We start from the raw sequence: 24,267 nt of genomic DNA on the forward strand, positions 1-24,267 counted from the left end.
TCATTACAGCGCATTAAACAATCGTTAATTTCTTTTCATAAGTATCCGTAGTATTTTCAAGTTCAAGTAAAGAATAAGCAAGATGATCGGATAAAGAAGCGCTGAATACCATAATTTCCATTCCTTATAATAAAAAGCACCTGCTTGAATTGATGCCCATTCATATCCTACTAAAATTAGCGAATGGCCAAGTATATACATCAATTGCCCCCATCTTTTTTGGGGGAAAAAGTTCAAGAAAATAGCATTGTAGGTTGGAAAGACACCAAAGTGGATAATCAATGTTTTATATTCCCAATCACCTTCTGAAAAATAACCATAAAAGTGGTGTTTGTAGGACAGATATAAATCAGCAGTTAATACAAAGGTTAATGCAAACCACGAAGTTGCGTACATCTCCATAATCGTCATACGCTTAGGCATAAAGTAAATAACCATACTGAAAGTGATGATTGAAATGATTATAAAAAACATAAATCAACACATCCTATTTTTATGTATTTTTTTATCATTAACTATTCTGGTTAGGTTTATACCAAAGAGATTATGTACGAAAAATTTATTACTTGTATTATGGTTACTAGGTTTAATTCTAAGATTGTCATTTGTGTTTAGGAGTATTCTTGTAAGAGAAATTAATGAAGTTCTTAGGAGTTTGATAGATTTTTTCTTGCAGGCTTGTTGCTTTAGTTGAGGCTCTAACAAAAAAAATTTGAAAGTAAATCTATTGGATAAGAATCCATTTTGATCATCTATTTTCAAAATGGATTCTGTTTATTTGTAAAATAGCGTATTTATAAGTGAGTAGGAACAAAGCCTTGTTAATTGAACCCTTAAAGTGAAGTTAGTTATCATTATTAAGAACAGAAATACGAAGCAACCTAGTTAATTGCACCAATTCACCTAAGGGCAGGTTATTAAGTGTCTTAGAATAATGGGAGGACTAGATTACTTTCCACCATTCAGTATTCCTTCCATATCCTTGACAATATTCTGACAGGCCTCGTAGAAAAGAAGTTGATCGATCGTATAGAGACATATTCTCGCACCTTTATCTATTGCAGCTTTAACGTTTTCATTTGTCGCTTCTGGCCATGGAACTGCATTTACCGGAATTCCTGTTTTCTTAGAAACTTCTAATACCTTTTCATAAGCTTCCATAACAAAAGGATGATCCCAATCCACTTCTTCTCCTGGTTTTGCAAGCGATTGAGCAAGATCTCCCCGACCAAATGATACCGCATCTACCCCTGGTTTTAACTCTGCAAAAATCTCCTCCACATTGTCGATTGCTTCTTTGTCTTCAAGAACTGCCATAAGCATGGTTTGTTTACTATGATGCTGTAAATAATGATCCCAACCTTTTGTAGAATAACATGCCGAACGAATAGAAGAGCACGAGCCAAGGTTTCCTTCAGGTGGATAACGTACTGCGTTAACAGCTTTTCGTGCATCCTCCTTATTTTTAATATGTGGAACGGAAATTGCTTGAGCCCCGGCTTCTATTGCATGCATAATAGTTATAGGATTAAGATCCGGAACCTTGACTAAAGTGGTAATCCCAACCGCATCCGCAGCGCGAATACAATGTTCCATTGTTTCAGGGTTGATACGTGTATGTTCCATATCTAGTTTATAGAAATCAAATCCCGCATATCCAATAATCTCTATTAAAGATGGATTGCTTGTGTAAACTTCCATGCCTAAAGGAATTCTTCCTTCTTTTAAAGCTTCTAAAATACGATTTTGTCTAGGTCGAAAATTCATGATTAAATTCCTCCTAATCAAATAATTCTTCACTTAACTAACACATTGAAAAAGCTCAACTATTATATCGTTCTATCAATGTCTTTTACACAATCAAAATATTTCTCTCATATTTTCTAATTCTTCTAAACTAGTAATTCTCCTCCAAATACTATTTTTCTTTTCTTCATCTAAAATACCGTCAGTCAATGAGATGAATTTATTGAATATATCAATATCCTTTGATGGATTCTCCGAACGCCCATATATCTTTTGACATTTTCCAGTTATAACTTCACCATTTTTTAACTTTATAGTTACCTTTGCTAATATATTTTTAGAGTTTTTTATATTAATCTCTGGATCTACCTCTAGACTTACAAGTTTTTCAAGCATTCTTACTTGAGGGTTTTCTAAAGATTCCTTACAAATGCTTTCTACATTTGCATTTCCTGTTACCAAATAGGTTGCTACAGCAAAAGGTAGAGAAAATTTTGCAGAAAGTTTTTTATTCTCTGCTAGATTCATTAGTCGTAAAGCCCGGATATTATTGACTCTGATTTTGATGCTCATTATATCATTAGGATTAAGTAATACGTCAGATTTGTAAGGTGGATATTCCCCATGTTGTAATGTGAAATTCAAGGCATCCGCAATTGCTTCTAAACTTGGGTGAATAACACCGCATGTTGCGTGAAATTTAAAATGATTATTCATGATTCCGAAATCAACACCCAATTTTTCTGTCAAGACCTGTGGGTCAAAGCTCTCCCCTAAAATCTTACCGAATGTATCACTTAATGCATTGTCATAGCCTGTAAAACCACTTTCGATTAAATCTTTAATAATAAATACAATTGGTGCAGATAAGGATGGAAAAACACTAGCAATTGTAGAGCCTGCTAGACATGGCTCATAAGACGTCCCAAGCGGTAATGCCGCTGCACAATTTATTCCCTGGCGAAACTGCTCAGCATTCCAACCAAGTAACTTTCCTACCGCTACTACAGCACCTACATGACCAGTATTCCCATGGGGATATACTGACTCTTGTAACACAGTAGCTTTTTGTACTCTAAAATGAACCTCGTATCCAAGTATAAAAGCTTCAAGGAACTCAGATCCCGATTTACCTAGAAGTTGTGACATCGCTAAAGTAGGCGGTAATACATGTAAAGCTGGATGTCCACTTGGTGGTGCACCTTCGTCCAACTCTACAAAACATATTGCAGTTGCATTAGCTAATCCTGCCATTGAGATGTCGCTAGTTTTAGGAAATCCTTTCCTTATAATAGATATTTCTCCACCTTGAGGTAGTCGCTCATATAGTTTTTGCATTTCAGGTTCTATTGACCCGTTAATTGCGACCCCCAACGTATCAGCTATTGTTAATTTTGCTCTTTCTACTACCTCAACAGGGATATCAGCAAGGGTAGTTTTAGCTAAAAAGTTTGATAATACCTTTGTTTTATTGATAATTACATTATCATCAAGTTCTACACTCAAATTGTCTCTCTCCTAACAAAATACGAGTCATTTAATAATTACCACTACTATTAGAGGAATGTTTAAGGTAATGTCGAACCACAATTAGTGTCCTATACATATAGGTATTTTTAACTGTTATTTTAAATTTTGCAGGATTCCTAGTTTGCTTTTTTTAGCAAATAACAACCATCCTAAAACAAGGGCACCAATTCCTAATCCAAACATTAGAATCAGTGAAATTTGCATACCTTCTAAAATCAATATAGGCAGAAGGGCCGGGAAAAACTTTAGCCATGCTGTGAGTCCAGAAGCAACCCCCAACGCCTCACCTGCACCACTTTTTGAATCAGGATCTACAGTTCTAACCAGCATAAGAGCAACCCCTGCATGTCCAGTTCCAGCTCCAAATAACGCCATTGCCTTTTCAAACCATTCTGTAGAACAGAACTTTTTGCAGAAATATAATGATATAAATATCGTCATAGTTACCATTATTAAAGAATAAATCATAATCGGAACAAAGAATTTTGTCGCAAGCTCTATACTTATTGTCGCAATAGCTGTTAAGATAACAAGCTCTAATAACAATCCATTTATGCTATTAATTGTTTTCTTATCAACATAACGATCTAATTTAAAGAAGATCATAATTGGCCATAATATTAGGGCCCCCACCATTCCATAAGTTAACTCCGGTAAAACACTAAGAAATGGAAGAATTAATGTTAGAGACTGTATCAATACTTTTCCTAAAAACATCGCTACAAATATTAGGCCAAATTGCAGTGCAAGACTATTAATACTCATAGAGGTTACCTTCTCAGTTCCTATGCTCTTCTGCTGATCTTTTGGTAAGCTTCCACCGTAAAACCAATTAGGTCTTGTCTTAGCATCTTGAATATATTGAGCCCAGCCTTTTCGAATACCATAGTTTACAATTATCATTCCTATTACTACGCCAGAAATCAAACCTATTGTCGATAAGATCATCCCTATCCCCAGGTTACCTTCAATTCCTAGGTCTCCAAAGACCGCTCCGGCAGCACCTGCTGTACCATGTCCACCAAAGAAAGAGAATACACCCATGACGCCCCAGCCTTCAGGTAGCATTGGCCAGAATATAATTAAAGCAACCCCTAGCAATATTCCCACTGCGGCTTGTAAACCATAGATTCCAAGTGAAATTAACGTGTAATCCAAATAGGATTTAGCTTTTTCAAAGTTCATGCTAATTCCTAATATGAGGGCAGTCATGATTATATTAATTAGTACACCTGAAAACTGTGAGAAGGAACTAGGAATTTCAACCCAACCAAGTAATTGCTGTCCGCTAATTAATGCTATGACTCCTCCAATAACTGAAGCTGGAATAAATATCTTTTGTAGTGGTTTTATTACCTCTCTAAGAATAAAACCAATAATTAAGAAAACACCAAGTATAACAACATCACCTTGTAAACTTAATAATGTCATTTCCATCTGCATCTCTCCCCATTTTTGAGCTATTTAATACACCCCTTGAACTAGGCTAAGACTTCACATGTTATAAGCACAGCACTAACCTATAACAATTACCTATCTCAAATTATTTTTTAAAAATTCTCATAAATAACCCTTAAAAAATCTTTTTGTATCCTCTGTTAGAAAGCGCTTTCACTTGTGTTGTACAAAACATAGTCTAAATATATAATTATTCAGCACTATTATAAGGCTCACGCTGCACTCCATACTTCTTTTCTTGACAACGTATTAACTTCTCATCCGTTATGACATTTAGTTCTTCAAAAGACATGAGTCCGTCATAATGTTCTGCAGTACCGTTTTCCTTTAAATGATTTAATGCTTGTTCTACTCCTCTTGCCGCAGCGAACATAGTAGTTAATGGAACGCTAAGTCGAGCCACTCCTAGTTCCTCAAATTCTTTTACCGTCAAATCCGGAGTTAACCCACCTTCACGCATATTGATACTGATGGGTGCATTTATTTTTTTTACTAATGTTTTTATAATTTCTACTGAAGGAGGACTAGAAATATAAATCATGTCCGCACCAGCTTCTGCATACGCATTACCACGTCTAATAGCATCCTCTAATCCAGTAACTCCTACTGCATCTGTTCTCGCATTAATGACGAAATCGGGATGTGTCTTATGATCAACTGCAGCTCTAATTTTTCCAACCATTTCTTCCATGGAAATAAGGGCTTTTCCTTCCAGATTGCCGCAAATTTTAGGAAAGACTTGATCTTCAAGATTCGCTCCAGCTGCTCCAGCTAAACCTAGCTGTCGAATTGTCCAAGCAGTGTTAACCGCATTTCCATAGCCAGTGTCAGCATCTGTCATAACGGGGATTTCTACAGCATTAGCAATATTTTTCGTAATCGTAAAAACATCTGTCAAATTGGTAAAACTTGCGTCTGTCATTCCTAAATAAGAAGCACTTAAACCATATCCTGAGATTTGAATAGCATCAAAGCCTGCTCTTTCTATTAATCTCGCTGAAAGTGCATCATAGGCTCCCGGCATCACCAATATCTTTTTATTATGAATGAATTCTTTCAACCTTGTTGCAGGGTGCATCATTTTTCTCCTTCCTCCTGTGCAGTTATAGAATAAAATTTTGTATACATTAGTATTATCTAATTTGTAAATCACCCCAATTTTCTGACTTGTTTGTATACTAACACTTCTGTACAATTGAAACTATGGTACAGTTATGCTCAAAAGTAAAACGGATTTTTGAATTTTTTTGTACATTTTGCACATTGGAGGAAAACTCATGATTACTGTTGAGGAATCTTTATCTCTATCAGAATTAAGTAGTGTAACAGTACGTTCAGGTCAAGGCGGGCTGTCTCGGAGAGTAAGTTGGACACATGTGATGGGGGGTAATAAGATTGCGCATTTTTTAGAGGGTGGAGAACTTCTTTTAACAAGTGGAAAAGGATGGCCAAACAATCCTGTTCTTGAAGAAGATTTACTTCAATCGCTCTTGAACCATCAGGTCTCTGGTATAATTTTTGCGACAGGACATTATCTTATGGATTGTCCTCCTGCTGCTATTGATTTTGGAGACAATCATAGTATTCCAATTTTAGAAATGCCCTTTGATGTACCATTTGTGAAAGTAACAAAAGCTATTAATCAACTTATTATGAACAAACAATTCAGAAAAAATGAGTTAATGAACTCCATATCTCCAGACCTCACAGAGGATTTAAAATCTTCCGGTAACTATAAAGAGACTTGTAGAATCTTAGCGTCCTATTTTAATAGCCCTGTAATCTTGACAACATCTGATCAAAAAATATTAACTCAAGCCATTCCGGATGATAATCATTCCAAGTTCAATCCTCTACTTCTAATTAAAAATTGGTCCGATAAATTGGACCATTCTATTTCACAAGATAATTCATCCAAACAGGCAACGCAGATTATCTATTTTACAAATCCTGAATTTCAAAGTGGAGTTGCTGTTCTTTTATATATAGGAACCGATGTATGGGGCATTCTTTGGCTACCCAACTTTGAAAAAGATGGTGAGCAAGCAAAGGAATTTAAAATCCTTGAATATACGAGCTCGGTTCTGACAGATTTGTACTTGAAACAAAAGGAAATAGCAGCAAAACTAAAACTAACCCAATTCGAAGTACTTGAACTGCTGTTTGAAAAGTCTGAGATTGCTTCAAGTATAGTGGAAGGAAAGTTAAACAATCTCGGACTTAAAAGGAGCAAACAGTGGATAACTGGAATTGTAATCACTGATTTAAATAGGCAATCGTCCGATGCACAAAAATTAAGCTCTATACGTGAAAAATGTCAAAGTTGGCTTAATGATTCAGAAGGAATAGACGGTTTTTGCCAGATTTATCAACAACAATTGGTCCTCATAATCTCTTCTGATTTAGATATTCTACAACTGAAAGATAATCTAAAAAAAATGCACATGTATTTAAAACAAACGACATCCCTAACATTGCTATTTGGTGGGATTAAAACGGAATGCCACTCTTTGAATCAGAGTTATGATGATGCAAAGTCACTATCATCAATAGTTAGGACTCTGTATTCTGAGGGAGGAGCATATTTTTCAGATGAATTACGACGAGAAATACTTCTTTATCAAGGGATCACACCAGAACAGGCTAATGAACTTCGCAGAGCCATTCTACCAAATGAATTTTTTTCACAACGTGGAGAAATACTTTATGACACACTTAAAAGCCTCGTAATAAATGACTTTAATAGAGAAAAAACTGCTGAAGCTCTACACATTCATCGAAATACTTTACGTTACCGAATTGAAAAAATTGAAGAACTTTTACAATGCCGTTTAACTTCGTCGAGATGTCAATTTTGGGTTCAGGTAGCTCTTGACCTAGGAGCACTCACAAGCTAGGTGGTTAATAATCGGAATGTAAGCACGAATTATTAAAATAAGCTTACCTTTCCGGTACGTATGACAAATACCCATATATCGCGATCTATTTAATCGATATATGGGCATTTTATTTATTTGCTACATGCTTTTTGGATTGGTTTTAACCAGAGCAAACCAGATTGTACTATTCTCATCTGTTTCAGATTATTTTCTTATTGAATAAAAGCTCTGTTTTCTCCTATAAAAAAAGCAGTATTGAATCTACTAAGAATATTTCTTTCTACTCTCATGAGTAGCTAAATCTGCGTATCGTGTTGTAATTGGTTGACGGCTATTTTTTTCTACAAAGTGGAGTGTGATTTTTATGGAAGTCTCTAAATCTATCCAGTTACCACATGATATAAAAATTGGCCTTACATCTTTTCTCGTTCTTAATGCTGCTCCATATATTTCTCCATCAACTTTAATATATGTAAAACTTCCCACTTCGTTATTAGGCATGTCAAAATCTGTTTCTTTTATTTTCAAATAACTTTTGGCAACGCCGATTGTAGGTTTATTCAAATAAAAGGAAGCATGTGTGGCAATCCCCATTTTCCTGTAATGCAGATACCCATTTCCATCAAACATATAAAGATTCGGTTTACTTTGCAATTTTTTTACTGCTTCCTTAACTAACGGAAGTTCCCGAAAAGCTAAATATCCTGGAATATACGGCACATCTATTTGTCCATAGTATTCTACTTCTTCTACGATCTGTTTGGAAATATAATCGATTACTACAATACAACAAACCCCAAAATCAGTTTGCCCTTCCGACCAATATGCAATATCAACGCCAGCTACCAAATGGATATCTGCTAATTGAAAATTGTTTTTTAATGAAATCTCCGGTATCCATTTTTCTTGTTCTACTTTAAATAGCTCTTCGTTTTTCAAACATTATTCACCTCTACATAATTCCAATCTTCTCCCCTATCACAATCTCCATATGGATTGATTCCATGATACGGGCCAACATACATAACTTCCCCATTCCGTATGATCCATTCCATCCCATGTTCCACTTCCCATGTACAATTTAATTCTAAATCAATAACAGCTTCAGTTTTATTTTTAGGATTCGGAATACATATTGTGTTTGGTGTAATATGTGCTAAAACATCTGTCGGCTTAGAAAATTTGATCATCTCTTCCCCAATATCATCTAGAAATTCATTACAGTATCTAATAGATGCTTCACACAGAGAAACTATCAGTTCTTCGCTTAAATTGTTTAAATAAGTTATACATAGTTCTGCATATTCGATATCAGAATCTTGATCTATATATAGCTTAATAGTTTGGTCAAATAATTCTAAATAGGCTTCTCCTTCTAATTCGGAATGTTCATTGGTTGCAAGGTTTTTAATCATTCCACTCACTCCACCCTTCAAATTAAAGTTTATCTTATTCTACCATTGTCTTTATCTACTAGTTGATACATAAAATAAGAATCTGCTTGCGAAAATTTTCACAAAGTTGCGAAATATAAAAACGCCGTGATAAAATAAAATGAAATTAATTCCAGAATTAAGTAGGAGAAAATACCCTTTTAAAGTAAAAAGTCCTTTAACACGTATATTTCTTACCCAAAATGTAGTTGTTTTATAAATTTCATAGTTGAGGAGCATTAAAGATGATAACGGAGAACAGAGAGCAAACTATATTTGATCACGTTGGGAATAAAATAATGACAGATAGAGAGATTAATATAATCACGAGACTAGAAGAACCATTGATCTTGATGTTAGGAAATGTGTTAAGTGACGAAGAGTGCGATGAACTAATCAGATTGTCCCGGGACAAAATGAAGCGTTCAAAAATTGGAGCAACACGCGAAGTAAATGAACTGAGAACAAGCAGCAGTATGTTTATTGAAGAAAGTGAAAACGAAATAGTTGCGAGAGTTGAAAAAAGAATCTCTACTATTATGAATATACCCATTGAACACGGAGAAGGCCTTCAGATCCTTCGATATACGCCTGGTCAAGAGTATAAAGCTCACTACGATTTCTTTTCATCCACTAGTAAAATAGCAAACAATAATAGAATTAGTACGCTCGTTATGTACTTGAATGATGTAGAAGAAGGCGGAGAAACCACTTTCCCTAAACTAAATTTTTCCGTATCCCCTAAAAAAGGGATGGCAGTTTATTTCGAGTATTTCTATAACGATCAAACTTTAAATGAGTTGACTTTACATGCAGGAACACCAGTTATTACTGGGGAGAAGTGGGTTGCAACACAGTGGATGAGGAAGCAGAGAATACGGTGAGAAGAGTCTTTTGATTATAAATGTAGGTAGTTATCGTATGTGCGAATAATCCAGAGTCAATAAATGCCTACAACTGTAGAAGAGATTGCATCTGAGTACAATAAATAAGACCAATCGATGTTAACGCATCAATTGGTCTTATTTATTGTAAGTTCTCTTAATGCACAAAAAATGAGCTGGAAATGGATTTCCAAGCTCATTGAATTATGTTTAGTTTTTTTATTATTGTTTGGAGATACTAGACTCAAAATCTATAAATATAAAGAAATTCAGCGATTGAATACATTATGGATATAAGGGGTAGTCCAACAAAAATGAAAAACCATAATAAATCTCTACGTGCTTCTTTTTTCATTTTCACATCAATCTCCAACTATTATCACTCCTTTTCTAAGTTCATTAAAATTTTCACTTCTAAGTTAACAAAAATTTTATTACAATTCAATTATATAAATGTTAAATTTATTATCATTCTTGAAGGAAAGAACCTTAAGTGAGATATTTTTCAACCAAAGTCTTTACTTGAAAAACTTGGAATGATTCAAACCAAGTAACTAAAAATAGGTACATTGAAAAAGAAACAAGTGAAATATTCCCCCTCCCCTTTTCCTTATTTCTGTTATGACCAACAACTGTTCTTTATTCTTAATCACAATTCCCTTTAATCAATCCAGCTCATTTCCACCTCTATATCTATCTTCAAATAAAAAAGACATAGAGAGCTTTTAGTCTTCCTATGTCTTCATTCTTATTATTTATCTGTTTGTTCTTGCTTTTTTTTCAAATACTCGGCACGTATTTTTTCAAGTTGCTGCTTTTTATCAAATTTGGCAGGCTTGTGTTTTTCATGATACTTTGCCACAGCCATCTTGCTCTTAGTATCCAATTGATATTTCCCCACTTTGTTCACCTACTTTTCTTGTCTTTAAAGAGAATCTATTCAACAAATATAATATACCTTATTTTACTGAAGTAAACCTTTTTACTTTATCAGTATACTCCCTAACCTGTTTTTTACCGGCGTCAGAAACAATTGGGAAGATTCCTACTTTTATATTTGTTTGAATAAATGTAAATGTTTCTATCACAGGGTCAGAATTTAAATTGAAACTATTCGCCTCATCACAACGTAAATTTAAAGAATAAACGTATTCCAATAGAATAAGAGGTGATTGGATGAGGCACGTATCCGCGTACAGCATGTTTTTGGGCATTTTAATCGTCGCTTTCAGTGGCAATTGGATTATTGACAACTACGATTCGGTATCTATTTATCCGAAAGCTTCCTATATTTTATTTGGGATTGGATTGGCAATTGTCATTGTGACTTTTATAATGAATCGATTTTCCACGTACCATGAGGATACATATGTATATCGAAAGGATAATCGGGATGCTTTAAATATGAGGCTTCAGGATAAGCGCCCATTCAGCAAATGGCTTATTGCCATTATCATGATCCCCCTGCTCTTCGCGCTATTTTGTAGCTGGTCATTGTTTTTTCAGCTCTTTTCGCTGTATTTACTTTGTGGATTTGTTCTGGCAGGGTTTGTGTATATTTTAAGAGGTGATCGAGTAGAAGTAGAAGAGAATTGGGATTATAAAGGAAAAACGAAAATAATGCTGGAGCTGATCGATTACCGCAAGCATCCGTTCAACATTTCGCTTTTCCTCTATATTCTAGTCATTGTAAGCTTTGTATTAAGCAAGCAATTGGACATTCCGTTCTATATGGAGACTAGTGGCAACCCGCGCTATGTTACTTCCTTGCCAACCAGTTCGGTTTTCATGTCCTGCCTTATGGTGGTCAGTGCGTTTATATATATAATCAGTCAAGGGGATTTCTTTGGTTTTCGAAAAGCCGAGCTTAGCTATTATAAAGTAATGTTCATCCATTTTGTTGAAATCTACTGTTGTGGTCCCGTGTTACTGATATGGTTATTCACCGTGATAAATGCTCTATATGTGCACTTTTAGTATTGAGTCCCTATTAGGAGCATTTGTTAAGAGATTAGTAACTAGTTTTCTAGACTTTTTCGGATTTTATAGGTTAGTCAACAAGTATGATAATATATATAAAAAAGAACACAGAATGCTAAATCATTACATTCTGCGTTCCCTATTTTAATGCTCTTTTCGTAAAGTTTGCTGTGTTAGGGTACAAACAATGGACCGCTCCATCCAATTTATATTCAATACTATTTATAGCAACAAACTCTTAGAAAACAGACTATTTTAAAAATTGTTCTTCTAAATAGTTCAATTGGTAATCTAAAGTTAAAGAATCGTTAAACAAAAAGGTATTTCCATCCACTTCAATTACATGATTGTTCTTCACAGCTGGTATTTCTTTATATAGATCCGTATTTTGATAGGAATTATCTTGGCCGTTGTATTTACTAACAATCAAGTAGTCCCCAACATAGTCAGGTAATACTTCAGAAGAAATCATATAGTATCCTTCTTTACTTGTCATTTCCTTTACTTTTTCAGGCATTTTCAGACCCATTGCTTGATAAAGAACTTCTGTGCCTCTTCCCCAACTATCGCCAAGAATACCTATATCTTTATCGTAACTTTCCATTACAGTCACCGTTGCATTTTCACCAATTTTTTCTTTAATTTTATTTCCTACAGTAGTTGCACGTTTTTTGAAGTCATCAATCCAGTCTTGAGCTTCTTTTTCTTTGTTTACCACTTTGCCAATTTCTAAATGCTGTGTTAAATAATCTACTTTATTATACGTATAGATAACTGTTGGAGCAATTTTTTTCAACTTATCTAGGTTATTACTATCACTCGCTCCAATAATTAAATCTGGTTGTAATTCAATAATTTTCTCTAATGCCTCATCTGAAACAACTGTAACATCTTTTAATTGATCTTTAAATAAAGGACTTTCCATAGACCATTCGTCTACTCCTACGATATTGATGCCAAGTGATATTAAGTCACCTGCATTACCAGTCAAAACTACAACTCTTTCCGGATGAGCAGGAACTTCAATAGGACCATTTTCAGACTGGTATGTAATTGTTTCACTTTCACCCTCTTTATTTGCATCCTCTGCTGCCTGATTCTCTGTACTATCGCTACAAGCACTGATGATAAGAACACACATTAAAATGAATGGTATGATTAGTTTTTTCAATTTAAGATTCTCCTTTATTTTTGTTATCATCTCTATAGTTTTCAAATGATAATGATAATCATTTCTATTTAGATATTAGTCTCCTTTTAATTTCTTGTCAATAGCTATTTAAGCTACACTTTCATTTTATCGGTCGTTCGCTTACAACATCTGGGATAGAGAATATTTTAGAGAAATATCAACCGTTCAAAACGTTTGAAGAGGATAAATAGCTTATTTGGCCTGAATGAGGATACAAATGGACCATACATGGGCACCAAGAAGAAATACTGTTAGTAAATTCACTTTTAGGAGTGGCTAATATATTAAATCTCATTAACAAAAAACTCAAAAATGTAGACTAGGAGGGCTTGCCATATGCGGACACAACGAAAAGCAGATGATTGTGCCGCATGAATTCTTTTGGCCATTAAGAGGTCGCCTAACCCCTGATAATCGTTAGGAATGACATGATATTATTCATGTCGAAACGGGACCGCACTGTGTAATAAAAAGACCTGATACGTAGCACTTTTTTAATGCTTTCTAAATTTGCAAGTGTGATACTATGATAAAGATAACCCTTCAACAAACGGGACATTTAGCTGAAGGTAAACAGATTGAGGGATTTAACATAAAAGGGAAAATTAGGGGGATGAATGAAATTGAAAGAGTTTAACATATCTGTAGATGGATATACTTTTCACGGAAGTGAATTTGGTGATAATAGCCTTCCTTCACTTGTTTGTCTTCATGGAATGACTGGTGATTTAAATAGTTTTTCGGGTCTTATTGAATACCTAATAAATGATTTTCATCTTATTCTTATAGATAACCCAGGACATGGCGAAACCGAATCACTAAAACTGGAGGAGGATTATCTATTTTCCTCCTTAGCAAAGCGTATTTATCAAGTAATACAAAATATTACTAACAAACCTTTTTACATGTTGGGACATTCATGGGGGGCAGACATTTGCCTAAACTTAACAAAAATGTTTCCGAATAAGGTAAGTGGCGTTATTTTATTAGACGGAGGATTTGCATTTCCTGAACATGTTGATGGACTGACAGAGGAAAAAGCCTTGATAGATTGGAAGAAATACGTTGAATCAAGTATATATGGTTCTTGGGACGAAGTGGTCAAAGAATACCAAAGTTACACAACAAAGCAATGGGATACAAATCTTAATTCACTAATAGCATCTTCCTTCAAAAAAGTGGAAGATAACTATATATTTAAGGCTGATGTTTTCAGTATTTCAGCAATTATTAAGGCATTCTATAAAGAGCCTTGTTCGACCACTTTTGATAGTATTCAGTGCCCTGTTTTATTACTTCATGCATCAGTTCTACCGACAGATTCAGCCCGAAAAAAGGGAATACAGGAAATTAACAAAGGTATTAAAGTATTAAAGGTAATTGGTATAGAAAACGCTAAACACCACCTTCATTGGGACTGTCCTGATAGAGTTGCTAATGAAATTCTGTTGTGGAAACAAGAAAACGATCATTTAGTTTATTAATAACATTTTCTTCTTCAACATATGGGAAAGACTGTAGAAGAAGATAGTTAAAATAGCTTTGTTAAATTGTTTTTAACAAGGCTATTTATCTCGTTAATTATCTATTTAAACTGATCAAATTATACAATTATCCACCGCTCTTGGTTTTCTGCAACGTATATTTCTGCCATGAAGCTGAAGTTTCCCTATGATATTGCATATTTTCTCCTATCGATTTAAATAGATTTTTTATTTCTTCTCCTTTGTTTGAAGTAAACATGGATGTTAGTATACAGCAAAAGGTATTAGTAAAATAAAAAAGACCGAATGATGTTTGAGCATCAAACGGTCAAATATAAGATATTACTTACCTAATGAGGACAAGTAAACTCGCTGTGCCGCACTTACTCCAGTTCCAAGTTCAAATGGATAAGAAAAATCTTGCAAGCCTGCTTCGATAAGAGAAACTGCTTGAAGTATGTCGCTAGGGAAGCAATATCCCATATGTCCGAATCTGAACACCTTCCCTTGAAGTGGACCAAGACCACCAGCAAAATCAATGTGATACTTATTCTTTAAGTGGCTTAAAAAGTCTGCAAGATCCAATCCTTCTGGGGTCCGTATCGTCGTAATTGTTGGTGATGCATACTCAGCACTTGTTAACAATTCAATAGATAGAGCCTTCATAGCTTCGCGAACCATATTTTTCATGACCTCATGTCGTTCAACTGTTTTCGAAAATCCGCCTTCCTCTTCTATTAAATCACATACAGCGGAAAGTCCCATAATGAGCGAAACCGCTGGAGTATTAGGGGTCATTCCTTTTTCTGCCCATTCACGGTAGCTTAATAAATTTAAATAATAGGCATTCGTTTGATTAGCTTCTATCACTTTCCATGCCCGTTCACTTACCGCTACAAAGGAAAGTCCCGGAGGAAGCATCATCGCTTTTTGAGAACCTGTTACCAAAATATCAATACCCCATTTGTCCATTTCAGCAGGAGCACCACCAATACAGCTCACCCCATCCACTATAAAAAGACCATCCGAATGATCGCGCACTGCTTCTGCTAATTGCTCAATAGGATTTAAGATGCCTGTAGAAGTTTCGTTATAAGTAGCAAATACGGCCTTCACATTGGATAATGGCTTCAAAAAGTCAATCAGATCCTCCTTGGTGCAGGCTTCCCCCCACTCTTTTTCAAGTTTATGTACTTGCAAGCCATGCTTTTCACATATCGAAACGAAATAATCTCCAAACGCGCCTACTGTGATGATGACTACTTCATCTCCTGGCGAAACAGTGTTTACCACAGCTGCTTCTAATGCTGCCGTACCACCTGAAGGAATAAGTAAAATATCTTGCTTTGTCCCAAAGATAGGTTTCACACGTGCAGTAGTTTCTCGATAGAGTTTGACAAATTCTTCCGTACGATGACTAATCATATCCTGAGCCATTGCCAATTCCACTTTTTTAGGGATTGGAGTAGGTCCCGGATGTCTAAGAATATTTCGATACATAGTTTTAATCTCCTTTATATTTGATTTTTGGCTGTGCCAACAAAAATCCACTATTAATAAAACATATACTTTTTTCATCTCCATTACAAATTAAATGACAATTGGTATATCATAGTAGAAGGAATTGCAATTAGCCCAATCATTGATTTGTCCTTAAAAGATGATATGAATGTAAACAAATCAAGATATTATGCTTTGAAGCTTGATATAACCAACATAAAAACGTATACTTATATTAACATTTGAGTACAATAAAAAAGACCATTTGATGTTTGCGCATCAAATGATCCAATATAATAGTAGGTTCCCTTCAAGGGAATTGGCTATTGAGGTAAGTAACCCATCTGAGCCGTCAACTCAAGGATGGGTTATTTTTTGGGATGAGAAAGTCATGTTCATCCATTTTGTTGAAATCTACTGTTGTGGTACCGTCTTATTGATATGAGTGTTCACCGTGATAAATGCTCTATATGTGCACTTTTGGTCTCTGTGACAAAAACAAACACGAAAGTTTCAATTTTTACGTTTGTTTGAATTACTATGAATGTTTCTATTACAGGGACAGAATATAACTTGAGCTAACAAAATACAGCGTTTGTTTCTATACTGATAAGGGATTAGTTCCAGTTTACAGCGTGATAAAAGAGATATCTCAGTGGAAGACATTAAAAATATAAAGAGTTTAAAAGAGATTGGGACAGAAGTAGAAATCTCCTTATATGAGACAAGAAACTATATCAAAAAATGGATGCTTCATGTATGGATTTTAAATGAAAGTGCGACTATTTGGAACAGTATTTTCTGCATCGATGGGGAAGCGGCAAATGTAGCGAACAAGTCGCGCGCAATGTTCCTGCAAGTTATTATATAGGACTCTCCATCTTTCCCGCCGATTGTGGAAATCAGATGAAGATTCCAATCCGCTAAATAGAGGAAAAAATTCGCTTATTTCGTCATTAACAGGAAAAAAGACTTAAATAGACGGAAATATTCCGCCTATTGAGTCAAAAAACGTGAAAATGGCGGTTTTTGCCTTGCTTAATCGGAAAAAATGCCCTTATTTTCCTTGTAAGGAGCTCCACTCCGTATATAGACGGAAATTCTCCGCTTATTTTACTTTCGTTAGATGGTTTTGGTGACGAAAGCGTTAGTGTCAGTCTACATGAGGGAGAGGGAGCAGTGCCAAAGGATGCTTGTCTTTCACGACGGAAATGCAATAAAAGATATCAAATTTCTATGCGAGAAATTTGATATCTTTTATTTTGTCCCAGCCTCTTTTAATTTAGATATTAAATCGGTTGTCTAGTAGGTCGAATGATCATCTCACTTACAGAGACATTATTTGGTGTCCCTACAACATAAGCAACAGCATCTTCAATATCTTCAGGCTTCATGCTTAGTTCAGGGTTACTTGAGTTATTTTTAATCCATTCCCGATTTTCTTTGTGATTAATGGATGTATATAATTCTGTATCAACGGACCCTGGGGAAATAACGATAGATCTTAGAATGTTAACGTCTAAAAAGGTTGACCTTCCTGCTATATTAAAACGGGTTTGTATTAATTAGACTTGCAGTTTTTACATGAATACGTTGATCCAATTTTAATTGGGAGACGATAAATTGAGATATGTCTTCCGGATGCATGTATTGTTCAGCCTTATCATCATCAACTAACTGTAAGTCAGCTATAAAATCAGTTACCACAGTGCTTGGTGTTAACGCTGTAACTCGGATATGGTTGTGGCGTACTTCTTGTGCCAATGATTCAGTAAGACCGATAATACCAAATTTTGATGCGCTATAAGCACTTAATGTCGATTCACCAGATAATCCACTTGTAGAGGAAATATTAATCACATCTCCCCCATTTTTTTCAATCATTTGTGGAAGAACAGTACGTGTAACATAGTATGTTCCCATTAAATTAACATCAATAACCTTCTTCCATTGTTCAGGTTCGATATCTAACAATTTACCGAAAATGCCAATTCCAGCATTATTAATTAAAATATCAGCTGCACCAACTTCAGTTGTCATCTTTTCAATTGCCTGTTCTACTTGCTCTAAAGAGGAAATATCTGCTTTACCATAAGCGACTTTCACACCTATAGTGCCGATTTCGCTTGCTACTTTCTTTAATAATTCCTCATTCTTATCCAGCATTCCTACATTTACGCCTGCCTTCGCTAAATCCATTGCAATGGCTTTTCCAATCCCTCGTCCAGCCCCCGTGACAAAAGCTACTTTTCCTTCTAATGATTGAACCATTCCACTGTCTCCTTCGCTAGCTAATTGTTTTAGGATTATACATATAACTTCTTAGTGCGATAAATATTAAACTCAATATTAAGAAAAGGAAGCCACCAAATACAAGGTACTGTGTACCGACTCCTGCTATGATCAACCCACTTACAGATGTACCCATTGTTACTCCTAAATTACCGGATGCCAAAAACAAACCATTTGAAAATTCAGGGGCTTCTGGAGCCGCAGAAGTAATCCAATATTGACAAATATTATTTCCTATAGCAACTACTATTCCAAAAGCTAAAATAATGAAAGCCATAGGTCCAGTGAACTGCCCCATTAAGAATAAGAAGATATAAACGATTCCTAATGCGAAAGGATAAGATATGACAGATTTTAATGCATTTTTTGTAAGCAACTTGCCAGCCACTATATTTCCAATAATACTTGCACCACCGAATATGAGTAACATTAAACTAATAGTGTTTCCTGATATATTGATGACGGTTTCCAGATACTCAGCAAGGTAGCTATTAACCCCATATATTGCTGCATGTATAAAAAGAACAGCAACAATAGATAGCCAGATAATCGATTTTTTTAATACCCTTAATTGAGATCCATAAGAAATTCTTTCCTTAACTGGCATAGTTGGTACAAATAGTAATGTAGCTAAAAATGCTATAACATTGACGATAGTGAAGAAAACAAAAGCCATTTCAATCGAAGTTGTATTAGCGATAAAACTGGTGATTGGTACACCGAGTACCATCCCAGCAGATACACCCATCATTACTTTAGAAACAGATTTCGGGGCTTCTTCCTTATTAACAGAGGTAGCAGCTACTGTTAAAGCGATTGAGATATATACTGGATGTAAAAAAGCTGGAATCACACGAGCAATTAAAACAACAGTAAAGTTTGATGCAAATATGGACACAATGTTACCCATTACGAAAACGCCAAGTACAAGTAACATTACCTTCTTACGATTTATACCTGAAAACAATAAGGGCATAGTTGGGCCGGCTATTGCAACTGCAAGGGCAAAGAGGCTCACTAACAACCCTGCTTTAGGTATACTAACCTGAAAATGATCAGCAAGTGAAGGTAATATTCCAACGATCCCCATTTCGGTATTTAAAATGCCGAAAACACCTATGGTCAATATTAATATCATCAGATTATTTCTTTTAGTCATGAATCTTCCAATCATTGAATAACTTTGCTGAATCTGCCGAGTTGTGATCAATATATTGGCTATGCCCTTGATCAAGTAGAGTAATGGTAGCCATCTCCTCATCAGTTAAGCTAAAATCCCAAATATTGAAGTTTTCTTCGATACGTTCTTTGTTAGTCGATTTTGGAATAACGGCAACACCACGTTGTGTATTCCAACGGAGCATTACTTGAGGAACTGTTTTATAATAATTTTCGGCAATCATTTTTAATTGTTCATTATTTAGAATCTCATCTGATGCTTTCGCTAAAGGAGCCCAAGCCTGAGGTTGAATATTAAATTGTTTCATATTTTCAATAGCATCTGTTTGTTGGAAGAACGGATGCATTTCAGCTTGAAGCACAGCGGGAATTACTTTTGCATTCATTGTTAAATCTGTTAAACGACCAGGATAGAAATTACTTAAGCCAATCGCACGAATCTTACCTTCTGCATAAGCTTCTTCCATTGCTCGCCATGAACCATAATAGTCATTAAACGGTTGGTGAATTAAATATAAATCCATATAATCTAAACCAAGTTTATCTAAAGAAGTTTGGATACCTTTTTTCGCATTTTCATAACCGGCATCTTGTACCCAAAGTTTCGATGTGATGAATAACTCTTCGCGAGGGATACCAGATTTTTTAATGGCTGCCCCAACAGCCTCTTCATTAAAGTATGCAGCAGCTGTATCTATGAGCCGATAACCTGTATGTAATGCATCGGTAACAGCTTGTTCACAGACATCTAAGTCTTCAATCGTAAACACACCAAAACCTTCTAATGGCATTTGAACTCCATTGTTTAACGTAACATATTCCACAATAATAAATCTCCCTTCTTTTTACATAAAAGTTAAATAGACAGCAAGTCCTTAAAGAGTGATTATCAGAATGACTTGTCTCTAAAAATTCTATGTCCAAATGCAAATAGAAGGAAGTTCTAAAAAGTTCACAGTGTATAAACTTTTGGTTTAACCTTAGTGAATTGGTTCAACTAACATCAGTGGGGAAAGGGGATCAACCACTGATAGGAGCTTCACTTTATCTCAAGTGAACGACTATCAGTTCTACTTTGAACTTGATTTACTGCTTGAATTAATTTACGCATTGCATCATTTGGTTTTTTATCATAAATAAGACCAAAAGAAGGCGGGTTTCCGTCCCAATCCAGGGGAATGGTAACTAATGAAGGATGAATATCTTCCCAACCATCTAAAGTTAGTAATACACTTCCTGTTTGTTCACAAGCGTTAAATACCTCTAAATCATAATGATTAGGCAGATCAATAATAATAATTTCTGAATGATGTTCTTTAATAAAAGATCTCAATTCATCATTACTCTGGCTATCACCAGCACTTACCATCATTAAACGTTCACCATGCAAGTCTTCTAAACGAATTATATTACGATTAGCTAGTGGATGGTCTGATGGAAATGCACAGCTCAGTTGAAAACTCCCCAATTTTACTATTTGACAATATTCCAGCCATTGTTTAGAATCACAGGCACCAAAAATACAATCAAACCGTGTTCCTAATGTTCGAATTGTCTCCATGATCGTTGAATGATCATCTTCGAAAGGAATGATTTGCAATTTGAATTGGGGATAAAATTCATTGATTTTATTCCAAATGGGCATAAAAGGTTTAACAGGATTTAGAAAAGAAGTCCCAATCCGAATAGTATAAGTAGACTCAGCTGCTAATTTATGGGCTTTTTGAATGGCTTTTTCGGATAACTCCATAATCTCTTTAGCATCTTTATATAATGATTCGCCCGCCGGTGTTAAAGTAATCCCTTGTGAAGTTCGCTTTAGTAAAGTCATCTTTAGCCGATCTTCTAATAGATTTATTTGTTTCATGATAGCTGTAGTGGATACGTACAATTGATTAGCAGCTTTACTAAAGCTACCGTTTTCTACAACAGCAACAAAAACCTCAATTTGATAGCTATACATATTTCTACCTCCCTATTATCCTTTAGTTAACCTCATATTAACTCTAGGTCCCTTAGAAAGGCGAATGAGAGAGCCACATATAGAGAAGACAAAGCCTCACATTACCTAGACATTATCAATCATTTCCATTCTTTTTAACTTCTTTAAATGGACGATTTCAGACAATGTTAGCGGATATTAAGCAGATTAAGTTCAGGGTTCAATGCATAGGCCACATAATCCTTCGCATTTTTTTCAAGCTGTTTATCAGCCTGTTGAACGGCGCCATACAATACATAAGGTGTTAAGTAGCGTGTACCAATCAAATTACTTGTTGCTTCAAATGGGCGTAGTAACTCCGGAACAGTGAACTTTACATTTCCGCCAGGTGAATAGCCTTCTTTATCAACACCAGTAGTAACAGCAATTAGTAGCTCTTTTCCATGTAACTTATCCCCATTACTTCCAAAAGCCCAGCCATAAGTAAGAACTTCATCCTCCCATTTCTTCAACAAAGAAGGTGAGCTGTACCAGTAGAATGGGAATTGTAAAACAATGCGATCATGTTGCTCCAATAAACTTTGCTCAGCCGCAACATTAATCTTTTCATCTGGATAAGCCTCATAGACATGGTGAACCGTGACATTTTCCTGATTCTCCATTTCAGCTGCCAATTGTTTATTTGCACGAGAAGCAGTTAAATTTGGGTGAAAAATAAGAACTAAAGTTTTCATTATCGTATTTCTCCTTAGAATATAATTTGGTTTGTTATTTGGCTTAAATAGCACTCTCATTAATTTTGTGGGATTGTCAAAACTATTTTTCCGAAATTTTCTCCCTTTTCCATTCTGAACAATGCATCAACTATTTCTTCTAGCGAATAGATTTTGTCTAAAATAGGGTGAATTTTATGTTTTTCCACAAAATTGATCATCTCTACAAAATCTTGCGGGCTGCCCATCGTTGAGCCGATTACTGACATTTCTTTTACTGTCATACTTGGCAGTAGAAGATCTGGAACAGGTCCCCTCGTTGCCCCAAAACTGACGATTCGGCTTCCAATCTTTCCAAGTGATACTAGCGTTTTGAATACTTCACCACCGATACTATCGATAGATAAATCAATGCCCCCCGTTAATTTTTCTAATTCCTCTGACCAATGATCTGATGTGTAGTTAACACCACCAGTTGCGCCTAAGCTTTTTGCTTTTTCAATCTTTTCTTCTTTGCTAGATGTCACATAAACTTTAGCACCGAGTGCAGATGCAAACTGCACGAGATAGGTTGCTACGCCTCCACCGACGCCAGGAATCAGAACGTTTTCCCCTTCCTTCACATTGCCTTTTGTCACAAGAGCACGATAAGCAGTCAAACCTGAAAGCGGAAGTGCGGCTGCTTCTTCCCACGATAAATGAGATGGCTTAGAATAGACATTTTCCGCCGGTACTTTTACATACTGAGCAAAAGTTCCATCAAATGGATTACCAAGAATGGTGAAGTCCGCTCTTTTTTTATTCTTATCGCTGCCCCAATTTACACCGGGATTAATAATCACTTGGTCACCAATGAAAATATTTTCGATTTCACTTCCAACCTCAACTACTTCTCCCGCACCGTCTGAACCGAGAATGGATGGTAACTTCATACCTGGATATCGCCCCTGTACGATCATTAAATCTCTTCGGTTAAGAGCAGTTGCTTTTAATCGCACAACAACCTCTTTTGAACCAGCTTTAGGTACTTCTACTTCTTCCAGTTTCAGTTGGCTTGGAAGGCCTGCTTCTCTTAAAATAATTGCTTTCATTTGGTTGTTTTACTTCCTTTCATCTTTAATTTATATACACTATTTTCCCGTGAAATGAATCTCCTATACTTTATATAGGACCTCCATGGATTTAATTTTCCTTTGTACCAAAATAATCATATAACCTTCGTGTAACACGAAGTCAATAGTGCTATTCTTTTGTTAAACCTTAAATGTTATTAGCAACTATAAAATGTCCAATACCCCCTTTGGTTCCCTCGATTAAATCATACAGCCTTCGGGTTACACGAAGTCAATAATGTCACATTAATTTTTCCACATTCTACAATTGGGCTTTACAATCTTGGGAACATAAAGTAATATCACTTTACTACCTTCGTGTAACACGAAGTCAATGATATCGTTTTAACTATAAAATACTGTGAAAGAGGTAGACTTACATGTACACTGTGAAAGAAGTATCCAAATTACTTGATCTTACTGAACACACCGTTCGTTTCTATACTGATAAGGGATTGGTTCCAAGTTTACAACGTGATAAGAACAATAATCGAGTTTTTAATGACGCTTCCATACACTGGCTTACTGGTGCTAAAAGATTAAAAAAAAGCGGGATGTCAGTGGAAGATATCAAAAAATATGTAGACCTGTGTTTAGAAGGCGGATCAACCATTCAGGAACGCTATGAAATGATACAGAAGCAAAAAGAGGCGGTTCTAGCTGAATTAGAAGAAGTAAAATTAATGGCAGAATTTATTACTAACAAAGAAAAACACTACCGTGACATTATAAACGAAGTGATTCCAGACGATACCAATCCAGTAAATTGGGGGAAAGATAAAGTGACAAATACATCCTGTCCTTTAGCAGAAGGTGAAATGCCAGATAAAAAATAATGCTTCTCATCTATGCAGCATAGAAGAAAAGTCGATGTTCCTTAGTGGAAATCGACTTTTTCTTTATTGTTTTGAAGAATTGTACTTAAGCTAATCCGTCCTGTTAG

Annotated in this window: 22 protein-coding genes; 6 read left to right on the top strand and 16 right to left on the bottom strand. The window is 35.5% G+C overall.

The genetic code is table 11. From position 1 onward, the window contains the following. Nucleotides 1-24: 24 nt before the first annotated feature. The 5 genes from ACIP9W_RS10645 to ACIP9W_RS10665 form a co-directional block, all read right to left on the bottom strand. Entirely contained in the window at nt 25-474 is a 450-nt protein-coding gene (locus ACIP9W_RS10645; RefSeq protein WP_400788997.1) for a hypothetical protein, read from the bottom strand. A gap of 474 nt (nt 475-948) precedes the next feature. Next, the gene (locus tag ACIP9W_RS10650) at nt 949-1,767 is read right to left on the bottom strand and encodes an HpcH/HpaI aldolase family protein (protein WP_400788999.1); all 819 of its coding nucleotides are present in this window, start codon (nt 1,765-1,767) and stop codon (nt 949-951) included. A 93-nt stretch (nt 1,768-1,860) separates the two neighbouring features. Beyond that, nucleotides 1,861-3,252, bottom strand: coding sequence for an MmgE/PrpD family protein (locus ACIP9W_RS10655; RefSeq protein WP_400789001.1), 1,392 nt, complete (start codon nt 3,250-3,252; stop codon nt 1,861-1,863). Nucleotides 3,253-3,369: 117 nt separating this feature from the next. Beyond that, the gene (locus ACIP9W_RS10660) at nt 3,370-4,713 is read right to left on the bottom strand and encodes a sodium/glutamate symporter (RefSeq protein ID WP_400789004.1); all 1,344 of its coding nucleotides are present in this window, start codon (nt 4,711-4,713) and stop codon (nt 3,370-3,372) included. A 211-nt stretch (nt 4,714-4,924) separates the two neighbouring features. Further along, nucleotides 4,925-5,815 carry an isocitrate lyase/PEP mutase family protein gene (locus ACIP9W_RS10665; protein WP_400789006.1) on the bottom strand — a complete coding sequence of 297 codons (891 nt, stop codon included), beginning with the start codon at nt 5,813-5,815 and terminating at the stop codon, nt 4,925-4,927. 196 nt (nt 5,816-6,011) lie between these two features. Here ACIP9W_RS10665 and ACIP9W_RS10670 point away from each other — a divergent pair, with 196 nt between their 5' ends. Further along, on the top strand, nt 6,012-7,631 hold the full coding sequence (locus ACIP9W_RS10670; RefSeq protein ID WP_400789008.1) for a PucR family transcriptional regulator: 1,620 nt from the start codon (nt 6,012-6,014) through the stop codon (nt 7,629-7,631). A 246-nt stretch (nt 7,632-7,877) separates the two neighbouring features. Here ACIP9W_RS10670 and ACIP9W_RS10675 read toward each other — a convergent pair whose 3' ends face one another. Continuing rightward, the gene (locus tag ACIP9W_RS10675; protein ID WP_400789011.1) at nt 7,878-8,552 is read right to left on the bottom strand and encodes an endonuclease V; all 675 of its coding nucleotides are present in this window, start codon (nt 8,550-8,552) and stop codon (nt 7,878-7,880) included. Further along, on the bottom strand, nt 8,549-9,028 hold the full coding sequence (locus ACIP9W_RS10680; protein ID WP_400789012.1) for a DUF6985 domain-containing protein: 480 nt from the start codon (nt 9,026-9,028) through the stop codon (nt 8,549-8,551). Before ACIP9W_RS10680 ends, ACIP9W_RS10675 begins: the two co-directional genes overlap by 4 nt. Before the next feature lie 263 nt (nt 9,029-9,291). On the opposite strand from ACIP9W_RS10680, the gene ACIP9W_RS10685 reads away from it, so the two are divergent. Continuing rightward, nucleotides 9,292-9,930: a 2OG-Fe(II) oxygenase gene (locus ACIP9W_RS10685; protein ID WP_400789014.1), complete on the top strand. Its 639-nt coding sequence runs from the start codon at nt 9,292-9,294 to the stop codon at nt 9,928-9,930. A 751-nt stretch (nt 9,931-10,681) separates the two neighbouring features. Here the strand turns inward: ACIP9W_RS10685 and ACIP9W_RS10690 are convergent. Beyond that, nucleotides 10,682-10,831, bottom strand: a complete 150-nt coding sequence (locus ACIP9W_RS10690; protein ID WP_400789016.1) for a hypothetical protein — start codon at nt 10,829-10,831, stop codon at nt 10,682-10,684. Between the two features lie 275 nt (nt 10,832-11,106). Between ACIP9W_RS10690 and ACIP9W_RS10695 the strand changes: the two genes are divergently transcribed. Beyond that, a complete protein-coding gene (locus ACIP9W_RS10695; protein WP_400789018.1) occupies nt 11,107-11,907 on the top strand; it encodes a nucleotidyltransferase in 801 nt (266 codons plus the stop codon). Between the two features lie 253 nt (nt 11,908-12,160). Here the strand turns inward: ACIP9W_RS10695 and ACIP9W_RS10700 are convergent, their stop codons facing one another. After that, nucleotides 12,161-13,081 (bottom strand): iron-hydroxamate ABC transporter substrate-binding protein, encoded by a 921-nt coding sequence (locus ACIP9W_RS10700; protein ID WP_400789020.1) that lies wholly within the window; start codon nt 13,079-13,081, stop codon nt 12,161-12,163. Nucleotides 13,082-13,719: 638 nt separating this feature from the next. Between ACIP9W_RS10700 and ACIP9W_RS10705 the strand changes: the two genes are divergently transcribed. Beyond that, nucleotides 13,720-14,586, top strand: coding sequence for an alpha/beta fold hydrolase (locus ACIP9W_RS10705; protein ID WP_400789022.1), 867 nt, complete (start codon nt 13,720-13,722; stop codon nt 14,584-14,586). 342 nt (nt 14,587-14,928) lie between these two features. On the opposite strand, the gene ACIP9W_RS10710 is transcribed toward ACIP9W_RS10705, so the two are convergent. Further along, complete coding sequence (locus ACIP9W_RS10710) at nt 14,929-16,086, bottom strand: pyridoxal-phosphate-dependent aminotransferase family protein (RefSeq protein ID WP_400789025.1); 1,158 nt, start codon at nt 16,084-16,086, stop codon at nt 14,929-14,931. A 655-nt stretch (nt 16,087-16,741) separates the two neighbouring features. On the opposite strand from ACIP9W_RS10710, the gene ACIP9W_RS10715 reads away from it, so the two are divergent. Further along, nucleotides 16,742-16,957 (top strand): hypothetical protein, encoded by a 216-nt coding sequence (locus ACIP9W_RS10715; RefSeq protein WP_400789027.1) that lies wholly within the window; start codon nt 16,742-16,744, stop codon nt 16,955-16,957. Nucleotides 16,958-17,631: 674 nt separating this feature from the next. On the opposite strand, the gene ACIP9W_RS10720 is transcribed toward ACIP9W_RS10715, so the two are convergent. From ACIP9W_RS10720 to ACIP9W_RS10745, 6 genes are all read right to left on the bottom strand, one after another. Continuing rightward, nucleotides 17,632-18,357, bottom strand: coding sequence for a 3-ketoacyl-ACP reductase (locus ACIP9W_RS10720; protein ID WP_400789030.1), 726 nt, complete (start codon nt 18,355-18,357; stop codon nt 17,632-17,634). A gap of 16 nt (nt 18,358-18,373) precedes the next feature. Then, nucleotides 18,374-19,537 (bottom strand): MFS transporter, encoded by a 1,164-nt coding sequence (locus ACIP9W_RS10725; protein WP_400789032.1) that lies wholly within the window; start codon nt 19,535-19,537, stop codon nt 18,374-18,376. Continuing rightward, the gene (locus ACIP9W_RS10730; protein ID WP_400789034.1) at nt 19,530-20,381 is read right to left on the bottom strand and encodes an aldo/keto reductase; all 852 of its coding nucleotides are present in this window, start codon (nt 20,379-20,381) and stop codon (nt 19,530-19,532) included. The genes ACIP9W_RS10725 and ACIP9W_RS10730 overlap by 8 nt, the downstream gene beginning before the upstream one ends. Nucleotides 20,382-20,596: 215 nt before the next feature. Beyond that, nucleotides 20,597-21,520 (bottom strand): LysR family transcriptional regulator, encoded by a 924-nt coding sequence (locus tag ACIP9W_RS10735; protein WP_400789036.1) that lies wholly within the window; start codon nt 21,518-21,520, stop codon nt 20,597-20,599. Nucleotides 21,521-21,687: 167 nt separating this feature from the next. Next, nucleotides 21,688-22,233 (bottom strand): NAD(P)H-dependent oxidoreductase, encoded by a 546-nt coding sequence (locus ACIP9W_RS10740; protein ID WP_400789038.1) that lies wholly within the window; start codon nt 22,231-22,233, stop codon nt 21,688-21,690. Between the two features lie 59 nt (nt 22,234-22,292). After that, nucleotides 22,293-23,303 carry a quinone oxidoreductase family protein gene (locus ACIP9W_RS10745; protein WP_400789041.1) on the bottom strand — a complete coding sequence of 337 codons (1,011 nt, stop codon included), beginning with the start codon at nt 23,301-23,303 and terminating at the stop codon, nt 22,293-22,295. 401 nt (nt 23,304-23,704) lie between these two features. Between ACIP9W_RS10745 and ACIP9W_RS10750 the strand changes: the two genes are divergently transcribed. Further along, nucleotides 23,705-24,160 carry a MerR family transcriptional regulator gene (locus tag ACIP9W_RS10750; RefSeq protein WP_400789043.1) on the top strand — a complete coding sequence of 152 codons (456 nt, stop codon included), beginning with the start codon at nt 23,705-23,707 and terminating at the stop codon, nt 24,158-24,160. Nucleotides 24,161-24,267: the final 107 nt, after the last annotated feature.

This window comes from Psychrobacillus sp. NPDC093180 (genome assembly GCF_044754065.1).
Lineage (GTDB): Bacteria > Bacillota > Bacilli > Bacillales_A > Planococcaceae > Psychrobacillus.